The following is a 19,874-nucleotide window of genomic DNA, read 5'->3' as shown; positions in this document are numbered from 1 at the left end:
GCGAGACTATTGTACGAGGATTGCACGGAAATCGTTCACATTGGTCCCGGTCGGCCCGGGCGAGAACAGATCGCCAACCGCCGCGAAGGCCGAAAAGGCATCATTCAGCACCAAATCCGCTGCTGGGCTGCGCCCTGCCGCTCGCATCCGAGCACAGCTTGATCCATCGGCAAACGCGCCCGCATTGTCCTCAGACCCGTCGATCCCATCCGTATCTGCTGCCAGCGCGACAATGCCGTTCAACCCGTCAATTTCCTGCGCCAGGGCCAGCAGGAATTCGGTGTTTCTCCCACCTTTGCCCGATCCGCGCAGCGTGACCGTGGTCTCTCCGCCCGACAGGATCACAACCGGTTTCCGAAAGGGCCGATCTCTGGCGGCAACCTCACGGGCGATTGCCGCGTGCACGCGGGCGACGTCACGGGCTTCGCCTTCGATCGCGTCGGACAGGATCACGGCGGGCACACCCTGCGCCTCGGCAGTCCGCGCAGCAGCCTCAAGCGACAGACGGGCAGACGCGATCACATGAACCTCGTTGTGCGCAAAACAGTCGTCATCGGGGTCCGGTGCGTCTGAGACGGCGCTGTCAAGATGCGCCCTTATTGCGGCAGGCAGGTCGATGCGATGGTCGCTGATCAGGTCCAAAGCCTGCTGGCGCGTTACCCGATCCGGCACCGTGGGGCCCGATGCGACCTGTGCCGGGTCGTCACCGGGCACGTCCGAGACGACAAGTGACACCACACGCGCCGGATGTGCCAGCGCTGCGAGCCGTCCACCCTTGATCCCGCTGACATGCTTGCGAATGGCGTTCATGACCGAGATCGGCGCCCCTGACACCAGCAATGCCCGATTAAGTGCCTGCTCATCCGCAAGCGTCAGCCCGTTGGGCGGGCACGGCAGCAACGCCGATCCGCCACCACATATCAAAGCCACTACCAGGTCGTCGGGACCAAGCCCCGACAGAGTCTGCATCATCGCCTGACCGGCTTTCACACCGGCCTCGTCAGGAACCGGATGCGCAGCCTCCAGCACTTTGATCCGCTTGCAATCTGTACCGTACCCATAACGGGTGACGACAATGCCAGACAGTGGCCCTGACCAAAGCGCCTCGAATGCTTGAGCCAATTGCGCAGCGCCTTTCCCGGCCCCGATCACGATGGTCTGGCCTTTGGGCGGCGGCGGCAAGTGCGGTTTCAGGGCAGCCACCGGATCGGCAGCCTCAACCGCAGCGTCAAAAAGCGTGGTGAGAAATGCAGCGTCCTGCATCAAAGCTGGATGTCGCAGACAAAAACACCATCTGCACCACCGTCCAGTTTGGCGACGATGCGTGCGCCAATCTCCTGATGGATGCTATCCTCAAGATACGTATCCCGCACCGCCGTATCGCGGAAATCGAACCAGAACATATCATCGAACCCACGCACCAGCGGTGTTTCGACCGAGATGTTCCGTCGGTGCTGAAAGTCGAGAATACCGTCAATATGCGTCGACAATCCCGCCAGATCGGCATAGAGCGCGGCCTTGTCAGCTTCGCTGGTATCCGCTTTGAATCGCAGGTGAACCAGGTGTCGTATCATCGGGGGCTCCTTCTCAGATCAGGACCAGAAATCAGGCTTTTTACGCGCTTTGAATGCGGCCAGGCCTGTCTGCAATTCTGGCTGCGCAGCGGCGATGCGCCCGGCAAGGGATTCGAAGATTCGCTCACGCTCTTCGCCTTCAGCGGCGTTGATCAGCATCTTGACCAGTTCGGTCGCCACCGGCCCGCGATGGCGCAGGCTTTCTGCCAATTCGTACGCCACGGCCATTCCCTGCCCGGTGCCCGCCACCCGGTCGACAAGGCCCAAGCGCTCGGCATCCTCGGCCGAGAATTGCTCGCCGAACATCGCCATCCGCCGTACAAGCTGCGCACCGAACCGGCGCACCGTGCGCTGGGTGCCGGACCAGCCGGGGATGATCCCCAGCGCCGGTTCCGGTTGTCCGATGCGGATATGCGCCTCGGCGATCCGAAAATCGACGCAGGCGGCCAGCTCTAGCCCTCCGCCCAACACATGACCGTTCAGCACCGCTATAACAGGCTGGCGCAGCCGGGTCAGCGCATCCAGCGCCTGATGCCCGTCGCGCAGCCAGTGACGGCCGAAACTGTCCGGCCCGTGATCGGCCCAAGCATCGATATCCCCTCCCGCACAAAAAGCCTTACCTGCGCCGGTCAGGATCACCACATGCGCCTCATCCAACCGCTCGATCCGACGACAGAGAGTCAGCAGATCGTCCATCATCACCTCGGTCAGCGCGTTCAGGCGCTCGGGGCGGTTCAGGGTCAGCCGGGCGATACCGGCCTCGATATCCAGCTGCAGATGCTCCATCACGCGGCGGGCAGCGTCAGCCCAATTGGGGCCGGATCGAACAGAGTTGCATCCATGGTTTTTAAGTCATCTGAGACCAGCAATGACGTCGCCGCCTGATCCAGAACGTCGCGCTGCAGATTCAGCCCGGGCGCGATTTCGGTGACCATCAGACCCTTATCGGTCAGCCGGATCACGCAGCGTTCGGTCACATAGGTCACATCCTGACCCTGCCGCTGCGCCCGCTTGCCCGAGAACGATATCTGGTCGACCTCATTGACAAACTTGGCCACCTTGCCTTCTTGCAGGATCTTAATCTGCCCCTTTTCGATCGACATCTTCGCACCTGCGTTGAAATTGCCCGAAAAGACGATCTTGCGGGCCCGAGTAGTGATGTCGACAAACCCCCCCGCACCCGCCGTGCGATGCGGGATCGCCGACAGGCGCGAGACGTTGACCGACCCATTCCGATCCACCTCGAGGAAGGACAACAAAGAGGCATCGAACCCGCCAGCCTGAAAGTAGCAGAACTGATGCGGCGAAGGCACAAAAGCCTCGGCGTTGGCTGAACAACCGAATTTGAAATCCAGAAGCGGCACGCCCCCCACAGCCCCCTGTTCGATCATCCATGTGACCGAACCGTGTAGCCCCTCTTCGACCAAAATGCGCGGCACATTGGCCGAGATACCAAAGCCGATATTCACCGCCCAGCCATCTTTCAGCTCTTGCGCGACACGGCGGGCGATGACCTTGCCCACGTTGAATTCTGCCGTGCGGAAGCTGTCGAGCGGACGGGTCAGCTCGCCTGAAATCGCCGGATCATATTCGGTGGCCGTGGTCTGCAACTGGTCGGGGGCCTCGACAATCGCATCAACCAGAATCCCCGGCACATGCACGTCATGGGGTCGGATACTGCCAGCAGCAGCGACCCGTTTGGCCTGCGCGATCACCACACCGCCATTGTTGCGCGCCGCCAACGCCATTTCCATCGCGCCCAGATAGGCGCCTTCATGCTCGAAGCTCAGGTTCCCTTTTTCATCCGCCGTGGTGGCCCGGATGATCGCCACGTTCGGGGCCATGGATTTGAAATAAAGCCAGTCTTCGCCCTCAAATTCCATACGCTTTACGATAGGTTCAGCACGGGCTGCGTCGTTCATCGCGCAGCCTTCGACTTCGGGATCAACAAAAGTTTCCATCCCGACCTTGGTCAAAACGCCCGGACGTTTTGCCGCCGCTTCCCGCAGCATGTCGAAAATGATGCCCGATGGCACGTTATAGGCTCGCACCTGTTCGGCCGTGATCATCTGCCAAACAAGCGGCGGTTCGGCCTTGCTGGGACCCGAAGGGTACGATCCACCGATAATCCGCGTCAGCAGCCCCGGCTTGGCGATGTGATCGACCCCTCTGGTCCCGAACATGTCGCCTGCTGCGATCGGGTGGATGGTGGTCAGGTTGCGGGGGGTGCCGTCTTCGTCGAACCGTTCGCCCAGACCTTTCAGGACCGCATCCGGGCAACATAGACCGCTAGAGGAATTGACCGCGACGGTGGCCCCATCCGGAATCATGTTGGCCGCTTCGCGCGCCGACATTTGCTTGCTCATGCGATCCTCCTCACAAGTAACTAACTGGTTATATTATATATGCATGGCAGCCCGCCAAAAATCAACAGGAAATTGGGCCACAGCAGAATTGACCTGACATAAAGTAACCAATAGGTTACTTGTAAGTTGACTCATATGGGAGGACTACCATGAACATCTACTTTCAAGGTACAAATCAACGCACATTCGGCACTTTCCCCCTGACCGGGGCCGAACTGCGCGAAGCGATGAAACACGCAGCCGAGGTCGGGTACCGATCGTTCGACACCGCGCAAATGTATGAAAACGAGCAGGAAACCGGAGACGCCCTGGCAGAGATCGGGTTTGACCGGGATAAGATTTGCGTGACTACCAAAGTCCACCCCGACAACTTCAGCCAAGAGGCGTTTTTGCCTTCGGTCGAACAAAGCCTAAAGAAGTTGCAGCTGGACTATGTCGATGTCCTGCTGCTGCACTGGCCGCCAATTGGCGGGGATATTGCCCCATCGCTGAAGCTGTTGGAACAGGCACATGCGAAGGGTCTGGCTAAGAACATCGGTGTATCGAACTACACAGCCCAGATGATGCGGGATGCCGCCAAGATCATCGATACGCCTTTAGTGACCAATCAGGTAGAATTTCACCCGCTGCTCAATCAGGATACACTACTGGCGGCAGCAACGGAAACCGGGATTCCGCTATCGTCCTACTGTTCCGTCGCGCGCGGTGAGGTATTCAAACATCCGATCTTTGAAGAAATAGGCAAGACCTATGGCAAAACAGCCGGACAGGTCGTTCTGCGCTGGATTTTGCAAAAAGGTGTCTCGATCAACACCATGTCCACAAAACGCACCAATATCGACGCCAATTTCAACGTGATGGACTTTACCCTGTCCAGCAGTGACATGGATCGGATTGATGCAATGACGCAGACCGGATTCCGCATCGTCGGGGAAGATCTGGTGCCCTGGGCACCCAAGTGGGATTAGGCGAAGAAGAAGGGCGGTGCCGATCAACGGTACCGCCAGTCTGGGGAGAAGCCCTAAGCCTTTGAGAGCGTAAGGCTCAGTGATTGCCCCGGATCATATCTGAAGCCTTCTCAGCCATCATGATTGTCGGCGCATTGGTGTTTGATCCGATCAGGCTGGGCATGGCCGAACTGTCGCAGATCCGCAGACCGTCAATGCCGTGCACACGCATCTGGGGATCAACCACCGCCATCTCGTCAACCCCCATTTTGCAGGTGCAAGTCGGGTGATAAGACGTGCGGCCATATTGGCGGGCGTAAGCCTCGAATTCGGCCTGGGTTTTGATGTTGTCATCGGGAAAACGGATCTGTCGGATGTATTTTTGCAGACTTTTCTGCCGGAAAATCTCGACGCTGTGCTTTACACCTTCAACCGAAGTTTTCAGGTCGTCGGGATGCCCGAGGAAGTTGGGATCAACCAGCGGCATATCTTCGACGCGGTTTGAACGCAGGCGCACCGTACCCCGTGCTTTGGGTCGCACCGTGTATGAATTCAGCGTAATGCCCGAGCTTCCCTTGGGTACACTGGGCACGCCAGCCTCGGCCCCTGCCCCGGCCAGAAAATGGAATTGCAGATCAGGCACCGGCGCGGACTTATCTCCGTACCAGAAAGCCCCCCCTTCGACGACGTTGGACGCCACGGGCCCCGAGCCGAACAGATAGTACTGAATGCCCGCCCAGGCCGCCCAATGGGGCTTGTTGTATTTATCCAGACTGTAATGCCCGTTCAGCTCGGCCACGATGTCGATGCCGAAGTGATCATTCAGATTCTCACCCACACCGGGCAAGTCATGTTTCACCGTGATCCCGTGATCCTGCAGATGCGAAGCCGGCCCAACACCTGACAACATCATCAGCTTCGGCGTCCCGATCGCGCCCGAAGTCACCAGAACCTCTTGGTCGGCGGTTACAGTTTCCACTTGACCGCCCTGATCAAATTCAACGCCAACAGCGCGGCCGTTTTCGATGGCAACCCGGTGCACTTGACAGCCGGTTTTCACGGTCAGATTCGGACGCGCGAGAGCTGGCCTGAGATACCCAACCGCGGCCGAGCAGCGTTTCGCATTCCAGGTCGTCGTCTGGTAAATCCCCGCGCCTTCCTGAACCGGTCCGTTGAAATCGGGGGTATAAGGGATACCTGCCTCCTGGCACGAACGCACAAAAGCGCGGGTCATTTCCTGCGGGGAATCCAGGTTCGAGACACCCAAAGGCCCCTCGGTTCCGTGCCAGTCGCCCGACAGGATGGCGTTGCGTTCGGACCGGATAAAGTACTTCTGGATGTCATCGAAAGACCAGCCCGCGCAGCCTTCCTCATTTGCCCAGCGGTCATAGTCAACGGGATTGCCGCGCGTGAACACCTCGGCATTAATCGAACTGCCGCCGCCCAGCACGCGCCCCTGTGCATAGGGAATCTCACGATTGTTGGCGTTGACCTGCGGGATCGTGTTGAACCCCCAAGTATGCGGGCCGTCCGTCATCTTGGCAAAACCGACCGGCATATGGATCAGCGGGTGGCTGTCCTTGCCGCCCGCCTCAAGCATCAGAACCCGAACGTTGCTGTCCTCGGACAGACGGTTGGCCAGAACGCATCCGGCCGAGCCACCGCCAACAATCACATAGTCATATCCGCTTGTCGCCATCACTCTATCCAATGTGCCCGTTTGCCGATCTCGACATGGATCGACTTGACCTGCGTGTATTCCTCAACTCCGTGCATCCCGGCCTCACGCCCCCAGCCCGAGGCTTTGAACCCGCCAATCGGCAATTCGGGGCCACCGGCCAGTGTCGTGTTGACCCAGAACCGACCTGCCTGAACCCGGCGCGAGATCGTCAGCGCCTTGTCGATATTCTTGGTCCAGACACTGGCGGCCAGCCCGTATTCGGTATCGTTGGCAATCGCGATCGCCTCGTCAATCGTATCGAAGGGGATCACCACCAGAACGGGGCCAAAAATCTCTTCCCGCGCAATGGCCATTTCGTTGGTCACACCCGTGAACACGACCGGATCAATATACTGCCCGCCCGAGATTTCGGGCGTGGTGCCGCCGGTCAGCAGGGTCGCGCCCTCTTCCTGACCCTTCGCGATGTAGGACAGGATGGTGCGGTTCTGCGCATCCGTTGTGATCGCGCCGGCCTGCGTGCGTTCATCGAGCGGATCGCCCACACGCACCTTGCGCAATTTCTCGGCCACCATCTCGGCGAATTTGTCGGCGACCGAGCGTTCGACCAGCAGTCGCGCACCGGACACGCAGCACTGGCCGGTGTTGAAGGCAATGCCAAAGGCGACACCGTCGGCAGCGTCTTCCAGATCAGCATCGGCGAAAACGATCTGCGGGTTCTTGCCGCCCAACTCCAGCCCCAGTTTCTTGAAGTTGCTCTGGCCCGCTGCCGCAACGACAGACCGGCCCACGGCGGTCGAGCCGGTGAAGGACAGCATGTCCACATCCATATGCTCGGCCAGTTTCTGACCAATCACGCTGCCCGATCCAGTGACCACATTGAACACACCATCTGGCAGCCCCGCCTCGGACAGGATTTCCGCCAGCAACAATGTCGTGGCGCTTGTCACCTCGGAGGGTTTCGAAACGATGGTACAGCCCGAGGCCAGAATGTACGGCACCCGTTCGCACAGGATCAGGAAGGGGAAGTTCCAGGGGGTAATCAGACCAACAACGCCAACAGGTTCACGCGTGACGATGCCCATCGCCCCGTCGCCGCTGTTGTTGAAACTCTCCCCATGCAGCGCGCGCGCCAGACCGGATGCGAATTCGAACATCCCGACGCAGCCCGACACCTCGGCCCGCGCCTGCGCAATCGGTTTGCCGTTTTCCAGTGTTTCCCAATAGGCGATCTCGTCCGTTCGCTGACGGATCAGGTCTGCTGCTTTGAGCAGAACCGCCGCGCGGTCGGCCCCCGACAGGCCACACCAGCGCCGGTCATCGAAGGCAGTGCGGGCCGAGGCGACAATGGCGTTCAGATCATCCTCGGTACAACGCGGGATACGAGTGACTGGCACACCATGGCCGGGTGAGGACCGTTCGAACATCGCACGATCTCCGGCGGGTACCCAGTTGCCATCCATGAAAAACCCAAACTCGCGCGGTTCGGAAGGCGGGGTCAGTGTGTGGCTGGATTTGTCCATGATATCCTCTCTGCCGTGTTCGCCCTCGCAAGTGTGCGGGGGCGCAAACCGCGACGTTCAGTCTTCGACGGATGCCATCATACGCACGACCAGGGGTGTGGCTTGCATCGCTTCCATTTTGGGTGCCCAGTCGCCAAACCAATCCTGCGCCAGATGCGTGTCCAAATGGTCCTTGCTGCTCCAGACTTCGAGAATGGTCATTTTTCCTGGGTTTTCGGCGGATTGCCAAAGCTCGTATTGTTCACACCCATCTTCACTGCGAGATCGCGTGATAAATTCGGTTTTGAACATTTCGACAAAGGCGTCTGCCATGTCGGGTTTGACATCCAGTTCAACCAGTAGACGTGTTTTGGCCATCAGTCTGCAAGCTCCCAGAATCGTTGATATTTCGCGTCCAAAGGATGAAGCTCTTTGCGGCCATCCATATAATAGCCGACCCATTCAGCCAGCCGTTGCCCGGCGCGACGACACGCTTCGATGGCATGCTCGGCGCGGGGTTCTCCGGCAAACACGGCACCGTAGTGCAGGCTTTCCTTTTTCGCGACATAATCGGTGATCCCGAACACAAAGTAACCCATGTTCATCATCATGATACTCAGCGATTGACAGGTCAGCTCACCCCCACCGCCCAGTGACCCGGCCGAGGTGAAGGGTACCGCGAATTTCCCGTCGGTCTTGAACCAGATATCAGGCGTACGGTCATCCCACCACTTTTTCATCCGCCACGAAATTCCACCCAGATGGGTCGGACAGCCAATAGCAATCCCATCGGCCCAGAACACGTCTTCGGTTTTCGCGTCTTCCACAAACTTCACGCGAATTTCCATGCCGTCGACCCGCTCAACACCCTCTTTCACATACGGCACAGCGAGCTCGGTAAACCGCCGGTCACTTTCGCTGTCATAGATGATCAGAATTTTACCCATTTGGCACTTTCCCTATTGTTAAGAATTTATTTCTATTTGCGTTTTCAGATCCTGCGGTCGGTCCGAGAACGTATCGAACGCGGCCTGAATGTCCTGCAGATGGAAGGTTCTTCCAGTAAAGCGTTCGGTCCGAATGCGACCATGGCTTAGCAGCGTCAGCGCATCGTGCATGTCCTGCCCCATTCCCGCGACAGACCCTTTGATCGAGTTTTCTTGCAGGATGGTCTGAAGAATATCGACGGGCAGTGTCTCACCCGCGCCGGTGATGCCGAAGGCCGCGATATGACCGCCCTTGCGGATCAGGCGTGTGGCCTGTTCATACAACGCGGGCAACCCGACACTTTCGATGACCACATCTGCACCACGACCATCGGTGTGTTTCAGAACGGTCTCTTCCAGCGTGTCCGGATTGCTGACACCAACATCGGCCCCGACTTCCAGCGCCATGTTCACCCGGTCTTCGGACACATCCGCCACGATGATCGGAGCCGCGCCAATGGTGCGCAGCAGTTGCACATGCAGGTTACCGATCGGGCCTGCGCCCAACACCACCACCGACTGCCCGAAAGCGATATTCGCCTTGCGCGCGCAACGCACGACACAGGCCAGCGGTTCGGTCAGGGCCAGAACTTCAGCCGGCACATCGCCGGGTGCAGGGATCGCCAGCCGGGCAGGCACCGAGATATATTCGGCAAAGGCCCCATCCATGGTGATGCCCATCTGTTGCATCTCGGGGCAGTTCAGGATCTCATTACGGCGACACCAATAGCAGGTGCCGCAGCCGATATTCATATCCACGACCACGGGCGCGCCCAAGGTCGGGCCGGTGACACCGTCACCCAGCGCGGCAATCGTGCCCGTGAATTCATGACCGGGGATCATCGGCAGATTCTCGGCCACGTAATGGCCGTTGAAGATGTGCATATCCGTGCCGCAAATCCCGACCCGAGTAATGCGCACCAGCACTTCGTCCCGACCGGGTACAGGGCGCGGGACGTCCTGCACCTCGAACACACCCGGTTTCACCAGAACGGCGGCGCGCATGGTCCGCGTCATTTGACGACCCTCAGCTTGGTGCGGTCTATGGTCAGTGCAATCGCGCCGATCAGGATCAGGCCGAACACCATCTGCTGCTGCGTGGCGTCAACCTCGAAATACAGCATCGAGGATCGGATCACCGCCACGATCAGCGTTCCGATCAGCGTGTTGATCACCCCGCCGACACCTCCGGTCAGCGGCGTGCCACCGACCAGAACCGCGACGATTGCAGGCAGCAGGAACCCGTTTGCCAGTGTGGGAGAGCCACCGGAAAGTTTAACCGAGAACAGCAAGCCCGCAATCGCCGCCAGCCCGCCAGAGAGGGCGAAGGCCATGATCTTGATCCGGTTCACGTTCAAACCCGACGCAACAGCGGCCGGTTCACCCGCCCCAACCGCTTTGAGCGCGCGGCCAAACGTGGTGCGCGATTGCAGGAACCACGCACCCAGAACCAGAACGGCCGCAATGATCAACTCGCTCGGCAGGCCCGCGACCGAGCTGGTCATCCAGCCAAAGGTCGAATCCCGCAAGGTCGCATCCATGAACAATGCGCGTTGCCCTGACATGTATTGCGCCGCCGAAAAGGCGATGCCACCGACGGCAAGGGTCGAGATGAACGAGGGCACATAAAGCCGTGTCGTTACATAGCCCGAGATGCTGCCCAGCACAACGCCGGCCAAGATGCAGATCAACGCGGTTCCGATGCCGAAAGTCGGCAGCGCGATGGTGGCCACGACGGTGGTCATGTTTGCCACCGATTGCGCCGACAGGTCGATCCCGCCGATATAGATCGCGAAGGTCATTCCCAACGCCATGATGAACAGCGGCACGATATCGGCCATCATCGAAATCAGATTGGCGGGACGAAGAAAGTTCGAATCCGCCAGACCAACCGCCAGTACAAGCACCAGCAGCGTGATCCAGGGCAGATGGGGTTTGATGCGTTCAAAACTCATGGGTCCGGCCTCAGATCATGTGGTGGACAAGGTCATAAAGCGACGGCTTGTCCCCGGGGCTGCAATCGAAACGTTTCTGCGCGACGCCGTCCTTCAGGACGATGATCGTGTGGCTAAGGCCAATGGCCTCTTCCAGCGTGTCCGCCACCAGGATGATGCCAACGCCGTCATCCGACATCTCGCGCACCATGTCATAGACATCTTCCTTGGCCCCGATATCCAGGCCGCGAGTGGGGTGATCCAGCAGGATTATGTCCGACCCGGCCGAACGCCATTTGGCCAGAACCACCTTTTGCTGGTTGCCGCCCGACAACCCGCCGCAATCCTTGTAGACATCGGGCGTCTTGATCGCCAGCCGGTCAATCCACTGGTTCGCCAACGATTTCTCCTCGCTAATGCGCAAAACCCCGGAATTCGAGTAGTTCCCCATCTGGCTCAGCGTCATGTTCTCATAGACATTCATCCCCGCCACGATGCCTTCGACCTTGCGTTCACGAGGGATATAGCCCACGCCGCTGCTCACACCGGTCTGCGCGTTGAACCTGCCAATCGCCTGACCCTTGAGGGTCACAGTGCCCGAGGATGGTGTCTCCAGACCAAAGATCGTGCGCAGGATCGCCTCGCGGCCCGATCCTTCGGTCCCGACAAGGCACAGAACTTCTCCGGGGTGTAGATCGAACGAGATGTCCGAGTATTTGCCATCTGTCGAAACCGCCTCAAAAGCCACCAGCGGCTGCGCGTCAGACTGATAAGGCTTCTGTTTCTGCTCGCGGTAATATTCCTTGTCGACATCGCGGCCCACCATCTTGTGCTGGATCGCATCCACGTCGGCGTTGTCATGGTCGACCACATCAACCACCTCGCCATCTTTCATCACATAGATGCGGTCGGACAGATCCAGAACCTCGTCCATGCGGTGGCTGACAAAAATAAACGACGCGCGTTTGGTCAATTCGCGCACAAGGCTGAATAGCAGTTCAACCTCTTCCTTGGCCAGCACACTGGTCGGTTCGTCAAGCAGGATGACCAGATCGCCGTCAATCCGTTCTTCCAATGTCAGCACCTTGGCCAGTTCCACCAGTTGGCGCTGCGCAAATGACAATCTCGATGTGGTGGTCGCCGGATCAATATCCAGCTTGACCTTGGCCAGTTGCTTGCGCGCGGCCTCGGCCATGGCCTTCCAGTTGATGACGCCATAGCTGACGAATTGCTGCTCGAATCCCAGAAAGATGTTCTCCATCACGGTCAGGTTGGTGATCAGGGATTGTTCCTGGAACACCATACCGATGCCATGATCCATGGCCTGACGCGGGTTCTGAAAGCGGACCTTGGTGCCGTCGATGGTGATATCGCCGCCATCAGCCTGATAGGCGCCGTAGATCACCTTCATCAGGGTTGACTTGCCAGCACCGTTTTCGCCGACCAGACCGACAATCTCGCCGCGCCCGATCTTGAAGTTGACAGATTTCAGCGCGTGGACGCCAGGGAATTTCTTGTCGACATTGGTCAGTTCGTACATTGGCCCGCCCCTATTTCACGAAGGTTACGGATTTGCGGTCGGTCGACAAAACCACCGCGGCGATGACCAACACGCCCAGAACACCGTCCTGCACATAGCCGGGCAACCCGATCACAACCATGCCGTTGTTGATGACATTCACGATCAGGACCCCGATCAGCGTGTTCCACACGCCGCCGATCCCGCCCCACAGCGCGGTGCCGCCCACCACGACCGAGGTGATCGAGACGAACATGAAATTCGACCCCGTCGCAGTTTCTGCAATCCCGATCCGACCCACCGCCAGCAGCGCACCGACAGCATAGAAGACACCAGCCAGTGCGAAACCCATGATCCGCACGCGATTGACGTTCAGACCCGAGGCATGGGCCAGTTCCTCGCCTCCGCCTACGGCATAGAAGTTACGCCCCAGTGTAGTACGCGATTGGATGAACCATGCGATCAGCAAGAACAGCAGCGCAACGTAGCACATGATCGGGAAGCCAAACCAACGTTCGGTCAGCAATGAACGGAACAGGTCATCTTCGACCCGGATCCGGTCGCCTCCGGTCAACAGCAGGGCAAAGCCGGTACCCACAAAGCCCATCGCCAGCGAGGCCATGAAGGACGGGATTTTCAGCAGAACATGCACAAGCCCGTTCGCCAATCCGATAGCGGCTCCGACCAGCAGTGCAAGCGGCAAGGCCAGCCAAGCCCAGGACGCCAACGTGCCGCCAAGCCCTATGAAGGCAAAGGCGAACACCACAGCGCAGACGGACACGGTGCCTTCCATCGACAGGTCAATCGACCCCATGATGATAATGAAAGTCACACCAATCGCGACCATCAGGGCAGGCGCGGATGAAATCCCGATCCGCGCGAAATTGCGCAGCGAGAAAAAGCGCGGCTCCATCGCTGCGAAAAACAGGACCAGAACCAAAAGGACGATCAGGGGTGCCCATTTGATCAGAACATCCCGTGTCAGCACATTGCTCACGTGCTTCCTCCCACTGAGTGAATTGGCGGGGTCGCGTGCGCCGCAGACCCGGGCGAGCGGGCCGGTCTCAGGACCAGCCCGCAGTCGCCTTATTTGTACTGAATTTGGCCGTTCGACGTGGACCAGAAGTCTTTCCAGTCGTAGGTCGGGACGCTGTCCAGATACTCGGCCTTGAACGCCTGCGCATCTTCGGGTTTGACCATGATGGTCGGCCCGTAGAATTCGCGGTGCTCGTTCGGCTCCTCCGAGGGTTTGAAGTGGCCGGTGGCCGCGTAATAGGCCAGCGCAGCCGTGATGCCGCCACCCCAATGCGGGTTGGTAAAGACGGTGGCCAGAATCTTGCCTTCGCCGACCAGTTCAACCGCCTGCGGATTGCCATCATAAGACACGATGGGCATGTCCTCGATACCTTCGGCGCGCAGCGCTTCCAGTACGCCATAGGCGATCGTGTCATTGGCACAATGCACACCCTTGATTTCGTCACCATAGCGGGTGAGGAAGGCGCTCATCACTTGGTTGGCCTTTTGTGTATCCCAGTCGGCGGGCTCGGCCGCCAGAAGTTCGCAATTCGGATAGTCTTTCAACGCATTCTTCAGACCTGCCAAACGCTCAATCGCCGGGTTGTTCGAGGCTATTCCGCCCAAATGCACAACCCCGCCCGAACCACCCATGGCATCTAGCAAGATACGTGCGGTCTGCTCGGCAGGGCCTTCATCAGACCAGCTCATGTGGCTGACATAGTGATCGCCAAAATCCCAGGGATGCAGGTCGTCGGTCTTGTTCCACAGGGTCGAGACATAGGCTCCGGCCTCAACACAGCTTTCCACCACCGGACGCGCGTTGGGCGCGTCGTTGGTGTCGATGGCCAGGGCCAGTTCCCCGTTGGTCTTCGACAACAGCGCCTTGACGTCCGCCAGCGACTTCTCGGACGAGCCTTCGTTAATCAGGTGCGTCAGGAAATCCTTCGGCTTGCCAAGGCTTTCGACAAATGCCTCACCACCCGAAACGATTTCATTCCAATATGGGTTTGTGCGGTTGCGATACGACCATGCAATTGTTGGGTCAGTGATGGCTGCGCGCGCCATGCCACCCAACATGCTGGACACTGCTGCACCGCCAACGCCATAGGCCGATGCCAGCAGGAAATTCCGACGCGTGATCGTCTCCTGCTCGATGTATTTTTTGATAAATGACATGCTGTCCTCCCTTTACGAACATACGCGGGAACCAGGTGATTATTCTGTTGGCCCCAACTGACACGAATTCAGCACAGATCGCTCCTCGCGCCACAAACGCACTAACTAGTTACTTCTTTACGGCAAGACCTGTCAAGTGTTATGAAAGGCGGACGCAAGATGCGGACATGGCCGAACAAATGGTTGGGAGTGACCGGCAGCGCCGGGTGTAACTTTCTGGTCATTCTCACTATGTGTTTAGATCAGACAGCCAAACAACAAATTGGGGGCATGAGCGGTGGCCGAAGCCAACACGACCAGAAAGAAACGAGACGCCGAAGCAACCAAAGCCCGCATTCTGCAAGCGGCCAAGAAAGAATTCGCCAAACACGGTCTGGGTGGTGCCCGCGTGGATGAAATCGCCGAGCGCGCAAATGCCAACAAACGCATGCTGTATCACTATTTCGGCAGCAAGGAAGACCTGTTTCGCACCGTTCTGGAAGCGGCCTATCTGGACATCCGCAGCGCCGAGCGCAAGCTGAAACTGGAAAGCCTGTCGCCGACCCAAGCGCTGGAGTCGCTGGTTCGGTTCACTTGGAAGTACTACCTGAAGAACCCCGAGTTCATAACGCTGGTCAACAGCGAAAACCTGCATCGTGCGCGTCACATCAAATCGCTACCCAACTTGCCCGAATCCATGCGAGGACTGGTTGGCATGGTCGAAGAAATCCTGAAACGCGGTCAGCAAAGCGGTGAATTCCGGGAAGGCATCGACGCCACGCAGCTGAACATCACCATCGCGGCTATCGGGTATTACTATCTGACCAACCGGTTCACCGGGTCCTATCTGTTCGGTCGGAACCTGATGGACGATCAGGCGCTTGAGGACAGGTTGTCCTTTAACGTTGACAGCATTCTGCGGATTGTCCGCTCTGAGCGTCCTCCGGCTGGATGAGTCCGGGACTGACATGAGCATGGCGGTTATCAAGGGAAAGACAGCAGCAGATTGGAACGATCACACAGATATTTCCTGAAAGTTGCCCGCTGCGGCAGCGTGTCCCGCGCGTCCGAGGAATTGAACGTCGCACAGCCCAGCCTGACCCGGATGATTTCCAAGCTGGAAAGCGAACTTGGGGTGGCACTGTTTGTCCGGCTGCCGCGCGGCATGGCCCTGACCGACGCGGGCAAGACCCTGTTCAAACACCTGCAAGAAATTGACGCCAGCTATGACCGCGCGCTGAAAGACATCGCCGCGCATGAAGAAGGCTATCACGACCGTATCCGCATCGGCGTCGGGCTGACCTATCAGATCGCTCTGATGCCGCAACTGCTGGATGCAATCACGCGCGAGTTTCCCAATACCAGCTATACCATCGTGTCCGGCTCGGCGATGTCGATTGCGCGGCAATTGACGAATGAAGAACTGGATATCGGCATTTCCGCCTCGGACCGGTTCAGCGACCATCCGGGGCTGAAGGCGGAATTGCTTGGATCAATCGAGCACGGGGTGGCCCATCTGCCCGGCACCCTTTCGGGGGTCGAACCCGATCAGGTGGTGCCGCTGGCATCGTTGATAGACAAAGAATGGATCACCTTCCTGTTGGACAGCAACATGGGCGAAAGTTTCAATGAGCTGTTTTTCCATCATAAATTGCCGATGCCCCGCGTGGTGCTGAATACAAACTCGCTGGAGCTGGGCCTGACGGTTCAACGCCAGCGCGGCGCGCTGATGGCGGTTCCGACCATGTTGCAACCCAATCTAAAAGCCCACGGCGTTCACCTCAACCGGACTGAAGAGCCGCTTTGGCGCTATCCGTCAGGGATTGCGATTCTGCGGGCCAATCAGAACCGTCCCACCATCCGGCGCGTTGTCGAATTGGTCGTGACCCTTGCCACCGAGATGGGCTGGGGAGACCAGCGCCGCTAGGACGCCTTGGTCGGTTTGCCCGCTGCACTCTGGGTTGGTCGGGGCAGGTGATCGGGGTAGTCGGAAAAAAAGGTCTCGGGCGTGTCCGTCACCACGCCTTGCGCGTAAAGGGTTTGTTCCGCCTCGATCACACGGCCCGAGGACAACGCGTATTGATTGGGGTTATAGTCCGAATTCGCCATTGGATAGGCTGCCCGCAGCGTGGCCTGTTTCGCATGATCTTCGGCCAGCGCAACCTCGAAGTTCAGGTTCTCGTGCGCAAAGGCCATCATCTTCTGTTGCGCGGCGGCGGCCTCGCCCGTTGCTGTGTCGATGATGTTTTTCTGCTCGTTCGGGTCGTTTTGCAAGTCAAAGAACAGGTCTGCGGCCTTATCAAAAACAACCAGCTTAAACTGCCGATACCGCAGCATCCGGAACGCGGTGCCTTTGCCCCAGCGTTCATTCAGGTGATCGCAGACCACGATTTCGTCGCTCAGATCGCCCTGCCCGGTGATCGCCGGACACAGGCTGCGCCCCGACATCGGCCCGATATCAACATTGGCCAGATCGGCAAAGGTCGGCATCAGGTCCAGCAGGCTTACCGGGGTTGAGACTTGGGCGGCGGCTTGCCTGCCCTGCCGTTGGGCGGGGGTCGAAATCATCATCGGCACCCGCGTTGACGCCTCGTACCAGCCGCTTTTCCACCATGTGCCATGCTCACCGGCGCTTTCGCCGTGATCGCTGGCGTAAACGATGATCGTGTTTTCCAGCAGCCCCGCCAGATCCAGCCGTGCAAGCAGATCGCTGATGATCTCGTCAAAAAACGCAACGTTGGCAAAATAGGCGGCGCGGGCGCGCATTTCCTCGGCATAGTCTATGCGGGCCACCTTGAACCCGGCGCGCAGGGCCTGTGTGACGGGATGATCGAAACTGTCGCCTTTGGGCGGGATGAACGGCTCGGTTATTTTGTCGACCGGATAGTCGCGCAGGAAACGCGGCGGCGTGTTGAGCGGATAGTGCGGTCGGCTGAACGAGGCGCAGGCGAACCAGGGCTGGTCCGGTGCGCGGCTCGTCTGTTCGCGCAGAAAGGCCAGCGTTTCTGATGCAACAATCTGATCACCGCATTGGCTTTCGGGGATCTTGGTCTCGCCCACTGTGGTGGTGCGCGTTTCCAGAAAATCGCCCAGCCGGTCGCTGCCCAGATCACCCTTGCGCCCCAGATCTTCGCCAATAACGGGATCGCCGGGACGCATCGGGATCAGGTGTTCGAACTGGTGGGTGTGATTGCCGCAAATGTCGCCATAGGGCCGATGCTGAAACCCGTGATACTGGTTCGAGCCCTGAAAATGCATCTTGCCGATCAGACAAGTGGCGTAACCTGCACGCCCCAGCGCCTTGGGGATCGTATCCAGCGTCGGATCAAGGAACGAGCCATTGTCACAAGCCCCCGACTTTTCCGCCGTCAGCCCTGTCAGAAGGCCAATCCGCGACGGCACGCAGATCGGTGCGCCGCAATAAGCGTCGGTAAAGATCGTCGACCGGTTGGCCAGCCGATCCAGCGCCGGGGTGGCCACTGGCTCGCCCCCCTCTGCCCGGCTGCGGTGCCCGACAAAGCGAAAGCTGTGTTCGTCGCTCAGCAGAAACAGAATATTGGGCTGCGGGGTCATTGCGGGCTCCTGTTTTGTGCGGATTTCCGTAAGGCGCTGTAGGCGGCCGAGACGATGACCAGCAGGCTGAGCACCAGCACGCCCATGGCAATCGGATATCCGAACAGCGGCATGATCTCGCCCTGTGTTCCCATCAGGGTCGAGCGTAAACGCTCTTCGGCCATTGGCCCAAGGATGAAGCCGATGACAAAGGGCGCAACGGGAATGCTGCCCCACGACATCGCGATCCCTAGCAGGCCAAAGCCCAGCATGATCCAGGCATCCTCAAGCCGATTGCTGGACGCGATGACGCCGATCACACACATGACCAGCACGACTGGTAGCAAAATATTGTGCGGCACCCGAATGACCCGCGCAAACAGCGAGATCGCAAAGATCATCAGGATCATCATGATGACATTCGCCACCAGATAGGTGCCCATCACGCCGTAAAAGATCTCGGGGTGATAGATCGCCAGCAACGGCCCCGGTTCGATAGCGTGCAGGATCAGCGCAGCCATCAAGAACACATCCTGCCCGCTGCCGGGGATACCCAGCGCCAGCATCGGCACTAGCGCGCCGCCCACGGTTGCGTTGTTTCCGGTCTCGGCGGCGACCACTGCCTCTTCTGATCCGGACCCGAAATCTTCTTTGTTTTTCGACAGCGATTGCGCCGCGCTATAGGACATGATCGCACCGACATTGGGGCCGACGCCCGGCAGAATGCCAACAAAGGTGCCAATGACGGATGAGCGGATCAGGTTGAACGGAAAGGCAATAATCGTGCCCGCGTGGCGCAGAACCGAGGCGACATTGGGCAGCTCTGCCAAGCGGTCGCCTGCGCCTTTAGGCGATTGCACATCCTCAAGCACCTGTCGCAACGCATAGGCGCCGATCAGGACGGGCAACAGGCCAAAACCGTTGGCCAGCATCGGGCTGCCATAGGTAAACCGGTTCGCCGCACCCACGGAATCGAACCCGACGGTCGACACCAGCACCCCGAACAGGCCCGAGATCAAACCCAGACGCGGTGCGTTGCCTGCCGTAAAGGCAATCAGGACCAGTCCCATGACAACAAACGAAAAATAGTCAAAGTTGCGGAATTTCAGCGCCACCGAGGCCAGCGGAACCGCAAGCATGATCAGGATCGCCCCAGCAATCAGCCCACCGATGGTCGAGCCCATGATGCCCAACGACATGGCCCGCGCCGCCTGACCGCGTCGCGCCATGGCATGCCCATCCAGTGTGGTCATCACCGCCGCCGGTGCTCCGGGCACCCCGATCAGGATGGCCGAAACCATCGATCCGCTGACGCCCCCTACATAGATCCCGACCAGCAGGATCTGCGCATCCAGACTTTGCATCGAAAAGGTAAGCGGCAGGATCATCGCCATCAGCAACCCGCCACCCAGACCGGGGATCGATCCGACGATCAGTCCAAGTGCGACGCCAAGAAAGCTCCACCCCAGCGCCGCAGGCTGAAGCAGTTGTAGCGCGGTTTCAGCAATCTGTTGCACGGCGGACTTCCCCCTCTTGTTCTGCTTACGAGAGGTTGCCATGCCTTAACAAATATAAAAAACCAAAGTTTCCATACCATTATGATATGTCCTTGGCTTTCGCCATATATACCGAATTTAGATACAT

18 protein-coding genes are annotated in these 19,874 nt (G+C 58.9%); 3 read left to right on the top strand and 15 right to left on the bottom strand.

The window, feature by feature from the left end; genetic code table 11:
* Positions 1 to 6: 6 nt before the first annotated feature.
* From ACR0KM_RS18605 to ACR0KM_RS18590, 4 genes are read right to left on the bottom strand one after another with little or no spacing between them, the layout of a single operon-like run.
* Positions 7 to 1,263: a glycerate kinase type-2 family protein gene (locus tag ACR0KM_RS18605; RefSeq protein WP_480861253.1), complete on the bottom strand. Its 1,257-nt coding sequence runs from the start codon at positions 1,261 to 1,263 to the stop codon at positions 7 to 9.
* The gene (locus tag ACR0KM_RS18600; protein WP_480861254.1) at positions 1,263 to 1,574 is read right to left on the bottom strand and encodes a Dabb family protein; all 312 of its coding nucleotides are present in this window, start codon (positions 1,572 to 1,574) and stop codon (positions 1,263 to 1,265) included. Before ACR0KM_RS18600 ends, ACR0KM_RS18605 begins: the two co-directional genes overlap by 1 nt.
* 18 nt (positions 1,575 to 1,592) lie before the next feature.
* A complete protein-coding gene (locus ACR0KM_RS18595; protein ID WP_480861288.1) occupies positions 1,593 to 2,360 on the bottom strand; it encodes an enoyl-CoA hydratase/isomerase family protein in 768 nt (255 codons plus the stop codon).
* The gene (locus tag ACR0KM_RS18590; protein ID WP_480861255.1) at positions 2,360 to 3,940 is read right to left on the bottom strand and encodes an acyl CoA:acetate/3-ketoacid CoA transferase; all 1,581 of its coding nucleotides are present in this window, start codon (positions 3,938 to 3,940) and stop codon (positions 2,360 to 2,362) included. The genes ACR0KM_RS18595 and ACR0KM_RS18590 overlap by 1 nt, the downstream gene beginning before the upstream one ends.
* Positions 3,941 to 4,089: 149 nt before the next feature.
* Here ACR0KM_RS18590 and ACR0KM_RS18585 point away from each other — a divergent pair, with 149 nt between their 5' ends.
* Positions 4,090 to 4,908 (top strand): aldo/keto reductase, encoded by an 819-nt coding sequence (locus ACR0KM_RS18585; protein WP_480861256.1) that lies wholly within the window; start codon positions 4,090 to 4,092, stop codon positions 4,906 to 4,908.
* A 76-nt stretch (positions 4,909 to 4,984) separates the two neighbouring features.
* On the opposite strand, the gene ACR0KM_RS18580 is transcribed toward ACR0KM_RS18585, so the two are convergent.
* The 9 genes from ACR0KM_RS18580 to ACR0KM_RS18540 form a co-directional block, all read right to left on the bottom strand.
* Positions 4,985 to 6,586, bottom strand: coding sequence for a GMC family oxidoreductase (locus ACR0KM_RS18580; protein WP_480861257.1), 1,602 nt, complete (start codon positions 6,584 to 6,586; stop codon positions 4,985 to 4,987).
* A complete protein-coding gene (locus ACR0KM_RS18575; RefSeq protein ID WP_480861258.1) occupies positions 6,586 to 8,088 on the bottom strand; it encodes an aldehyde dehydrogenase family protein in 1,503 nt (500 codons plus the stop codon). The genes ACR0KM_RS18580 and ACR0KM_RS18575 overlap by 1 nt, the downstream gene beginning before the upstream one ends.
* Before the next feature lie 57 nt (positions 8,089 to 8,145).
* Positions 8,146 to 8,445: a putative quinol monooxygenase gene (locus tag ACR0KM_RS18570; protein ID WP_480861259.1), complete on the bottom strand. Its 300-nt coding sequence runs from the start codon at positions 8,443 to 8,445 to the stop codon at positions 8,146 to 8,148.
* Positions 8,445 to 9,014, bottom strand: coding sequence for a flavodoxin family protein (locus ACR0KM_RS18565; RefSeq protein WP_480861260.1), 570 nt, complete (start codon positions 9,012 to 9,014; stop codon positions 8,445 to 8,447). Before ACR0KM_RS18565 ends, ACR0KM_RS18570 begins: the two co-directional genes overlap by 1 nt.
* A gap of 18 nt (positions 9,015 to 9,032) precedes the next feature.
* Positions 9,033 to 10,070 carry a zinc-dependent alcohol dehydrogenase gene (locus tag ACR0KM_RS18560; protein WP_480861261.1) on the bottom strand — a complete coding sequence of 346 codons (1,038 nt, stop codon included), beginning with the start codon at positions 10,068 to 10,070 and terminating at the stop codon, positions 9,033 to 9,035.
* Positions 10,067 to 11,008 carry an ABC transporter permease gene (locus tag ACR0KM_RS18555; RefSeq protein ID WP_480861262.1) on the bottom strand — a complete coding sequence of 314 codons (942 nt, stop codon included), beginning with the start codon at positions 11,006 to 11,008 and terminating at the stop codon, positions 10,067 to 10,069. Before ACR0KM_RS18555 ends, ACR0KM_RS18560 begins: the two co-directional genes overlap by 4 nt.
* A gap of 10 nt (positions 11,009 to 11,018) precedes the next feature.
* Positions 11,019 to 12,527, bottom strand: coding sequence for a sugar ABC transporter ATP-binding protein (locus ACR0KM_RS18550; RefSeq protein WP_480861263.1), 1,509 nt, complete (start codon positions 12,525 to 12,527; stop codon positions 11,019 to 11,021).
* Positions 12,528 to 12,537: 10 nt separating this feature from the next.
* Positions 12,538 to 13,503, bottom strand: coding sequence for an ABC transporter permease (locus ACR0KM_RS18545; protein WP_480861264.1), 966 nt, complete (start codon positions 13,501 to 13,503; stop codon positions 12,538 to 12,540).
* An 89-nt stretch (positions 13,504 to 13,592) separates the two neighbouring features.
* Positions 13,593 to 14,699 carry a sugar ABC transporter substrate-binding protein gene (locus tag ACR0KM_RS18540; protein ID WP_480861265.1) on the bottom strand — a complete coding sequence of 369 codons (1,107 nt, stop codon included), beginning with the start codon at positions 14,697 to 14,699 and terminating at the stop codon, positions 13,593 to 13,595.
* A 277-nt stretch (positions 14,700 to 14,976) separates the two neighbouring features.
* Between ACR0KM_RS18540 and ACR0KM_RS18535 the strand changes: the two genes are divergently transcribed.
* On the top strand, positions 14,977 to 15,633 hold the full coding sequence (locus ACR0KM_RS18535; protein ID WP_480861266.1) for a TetR/AcrR family transcriptional regulator: 657 nt from the start codon (positions 14,977 to 14,979) through the stop codon (positions 15,631 to 15,633).
* A gap of 51 nt (positions 15,634 to 15,684) precedes the next feature.
* The gene (locus tag ACR0KM_RS18530; protein ID WP_480861267.1) at positions 15,685 to 16,605 is read left to right on the top strand and encodes a LysR family transcriptional regulator; all 921 of its coding nucleotides are present in this window, start codon (positions 15,685 to 15,687) and stop codon (positions 16,603 to 16,605) included.
* On the opposite strand, the gene ACR0KM_RS18525 is transcribed toward ACR0KM_RS18530, so the two are convergent.
* Both ACR0KM_RS18525 and ACR0KM_RS18520 read right to left on the bottom strand, forming a co-directional pair.
* The gene (locus ACR0KM_RS18525) at positions 16,602 to 18,251 is read right to left on the bottom strand and encodes a sulfatase-like hydrolase/transferase (RefSeq protein ID WP_480861268.1); all 1,650 of its coding nucleotides are present in this window, start codon (positions 18,249 to 18,251) and stop codon (positions 16,602 to 16,604) included. The genes ACR0KM_RS18530 and ACR0KM_RS18525 overlap by 4 nt on opposite strands.
* Entirely contained in the window at positions 18,248 to 19,747 is a 1,500-nt protein-coding gene (locus ACR0KM_RS18520) for a tripartite tricarboxylate transporter permease (protein WP_480861269.1), read from the bottom strand. Before ACR0KM_RS18520 ends, ACR0KM_RS18525 begins: the two co-directional genes overlap by 4 nt.
* Between the last annotated feature and the right edge of the window lie 127 nt (positions 19,748 to 19,874).

It is taken from the genome of Ruegeria sp. G10, from assembly GCF_056533645.1.
This window is presented reverse-complemented; position numbering and strand designations above follow the sequence as displayed.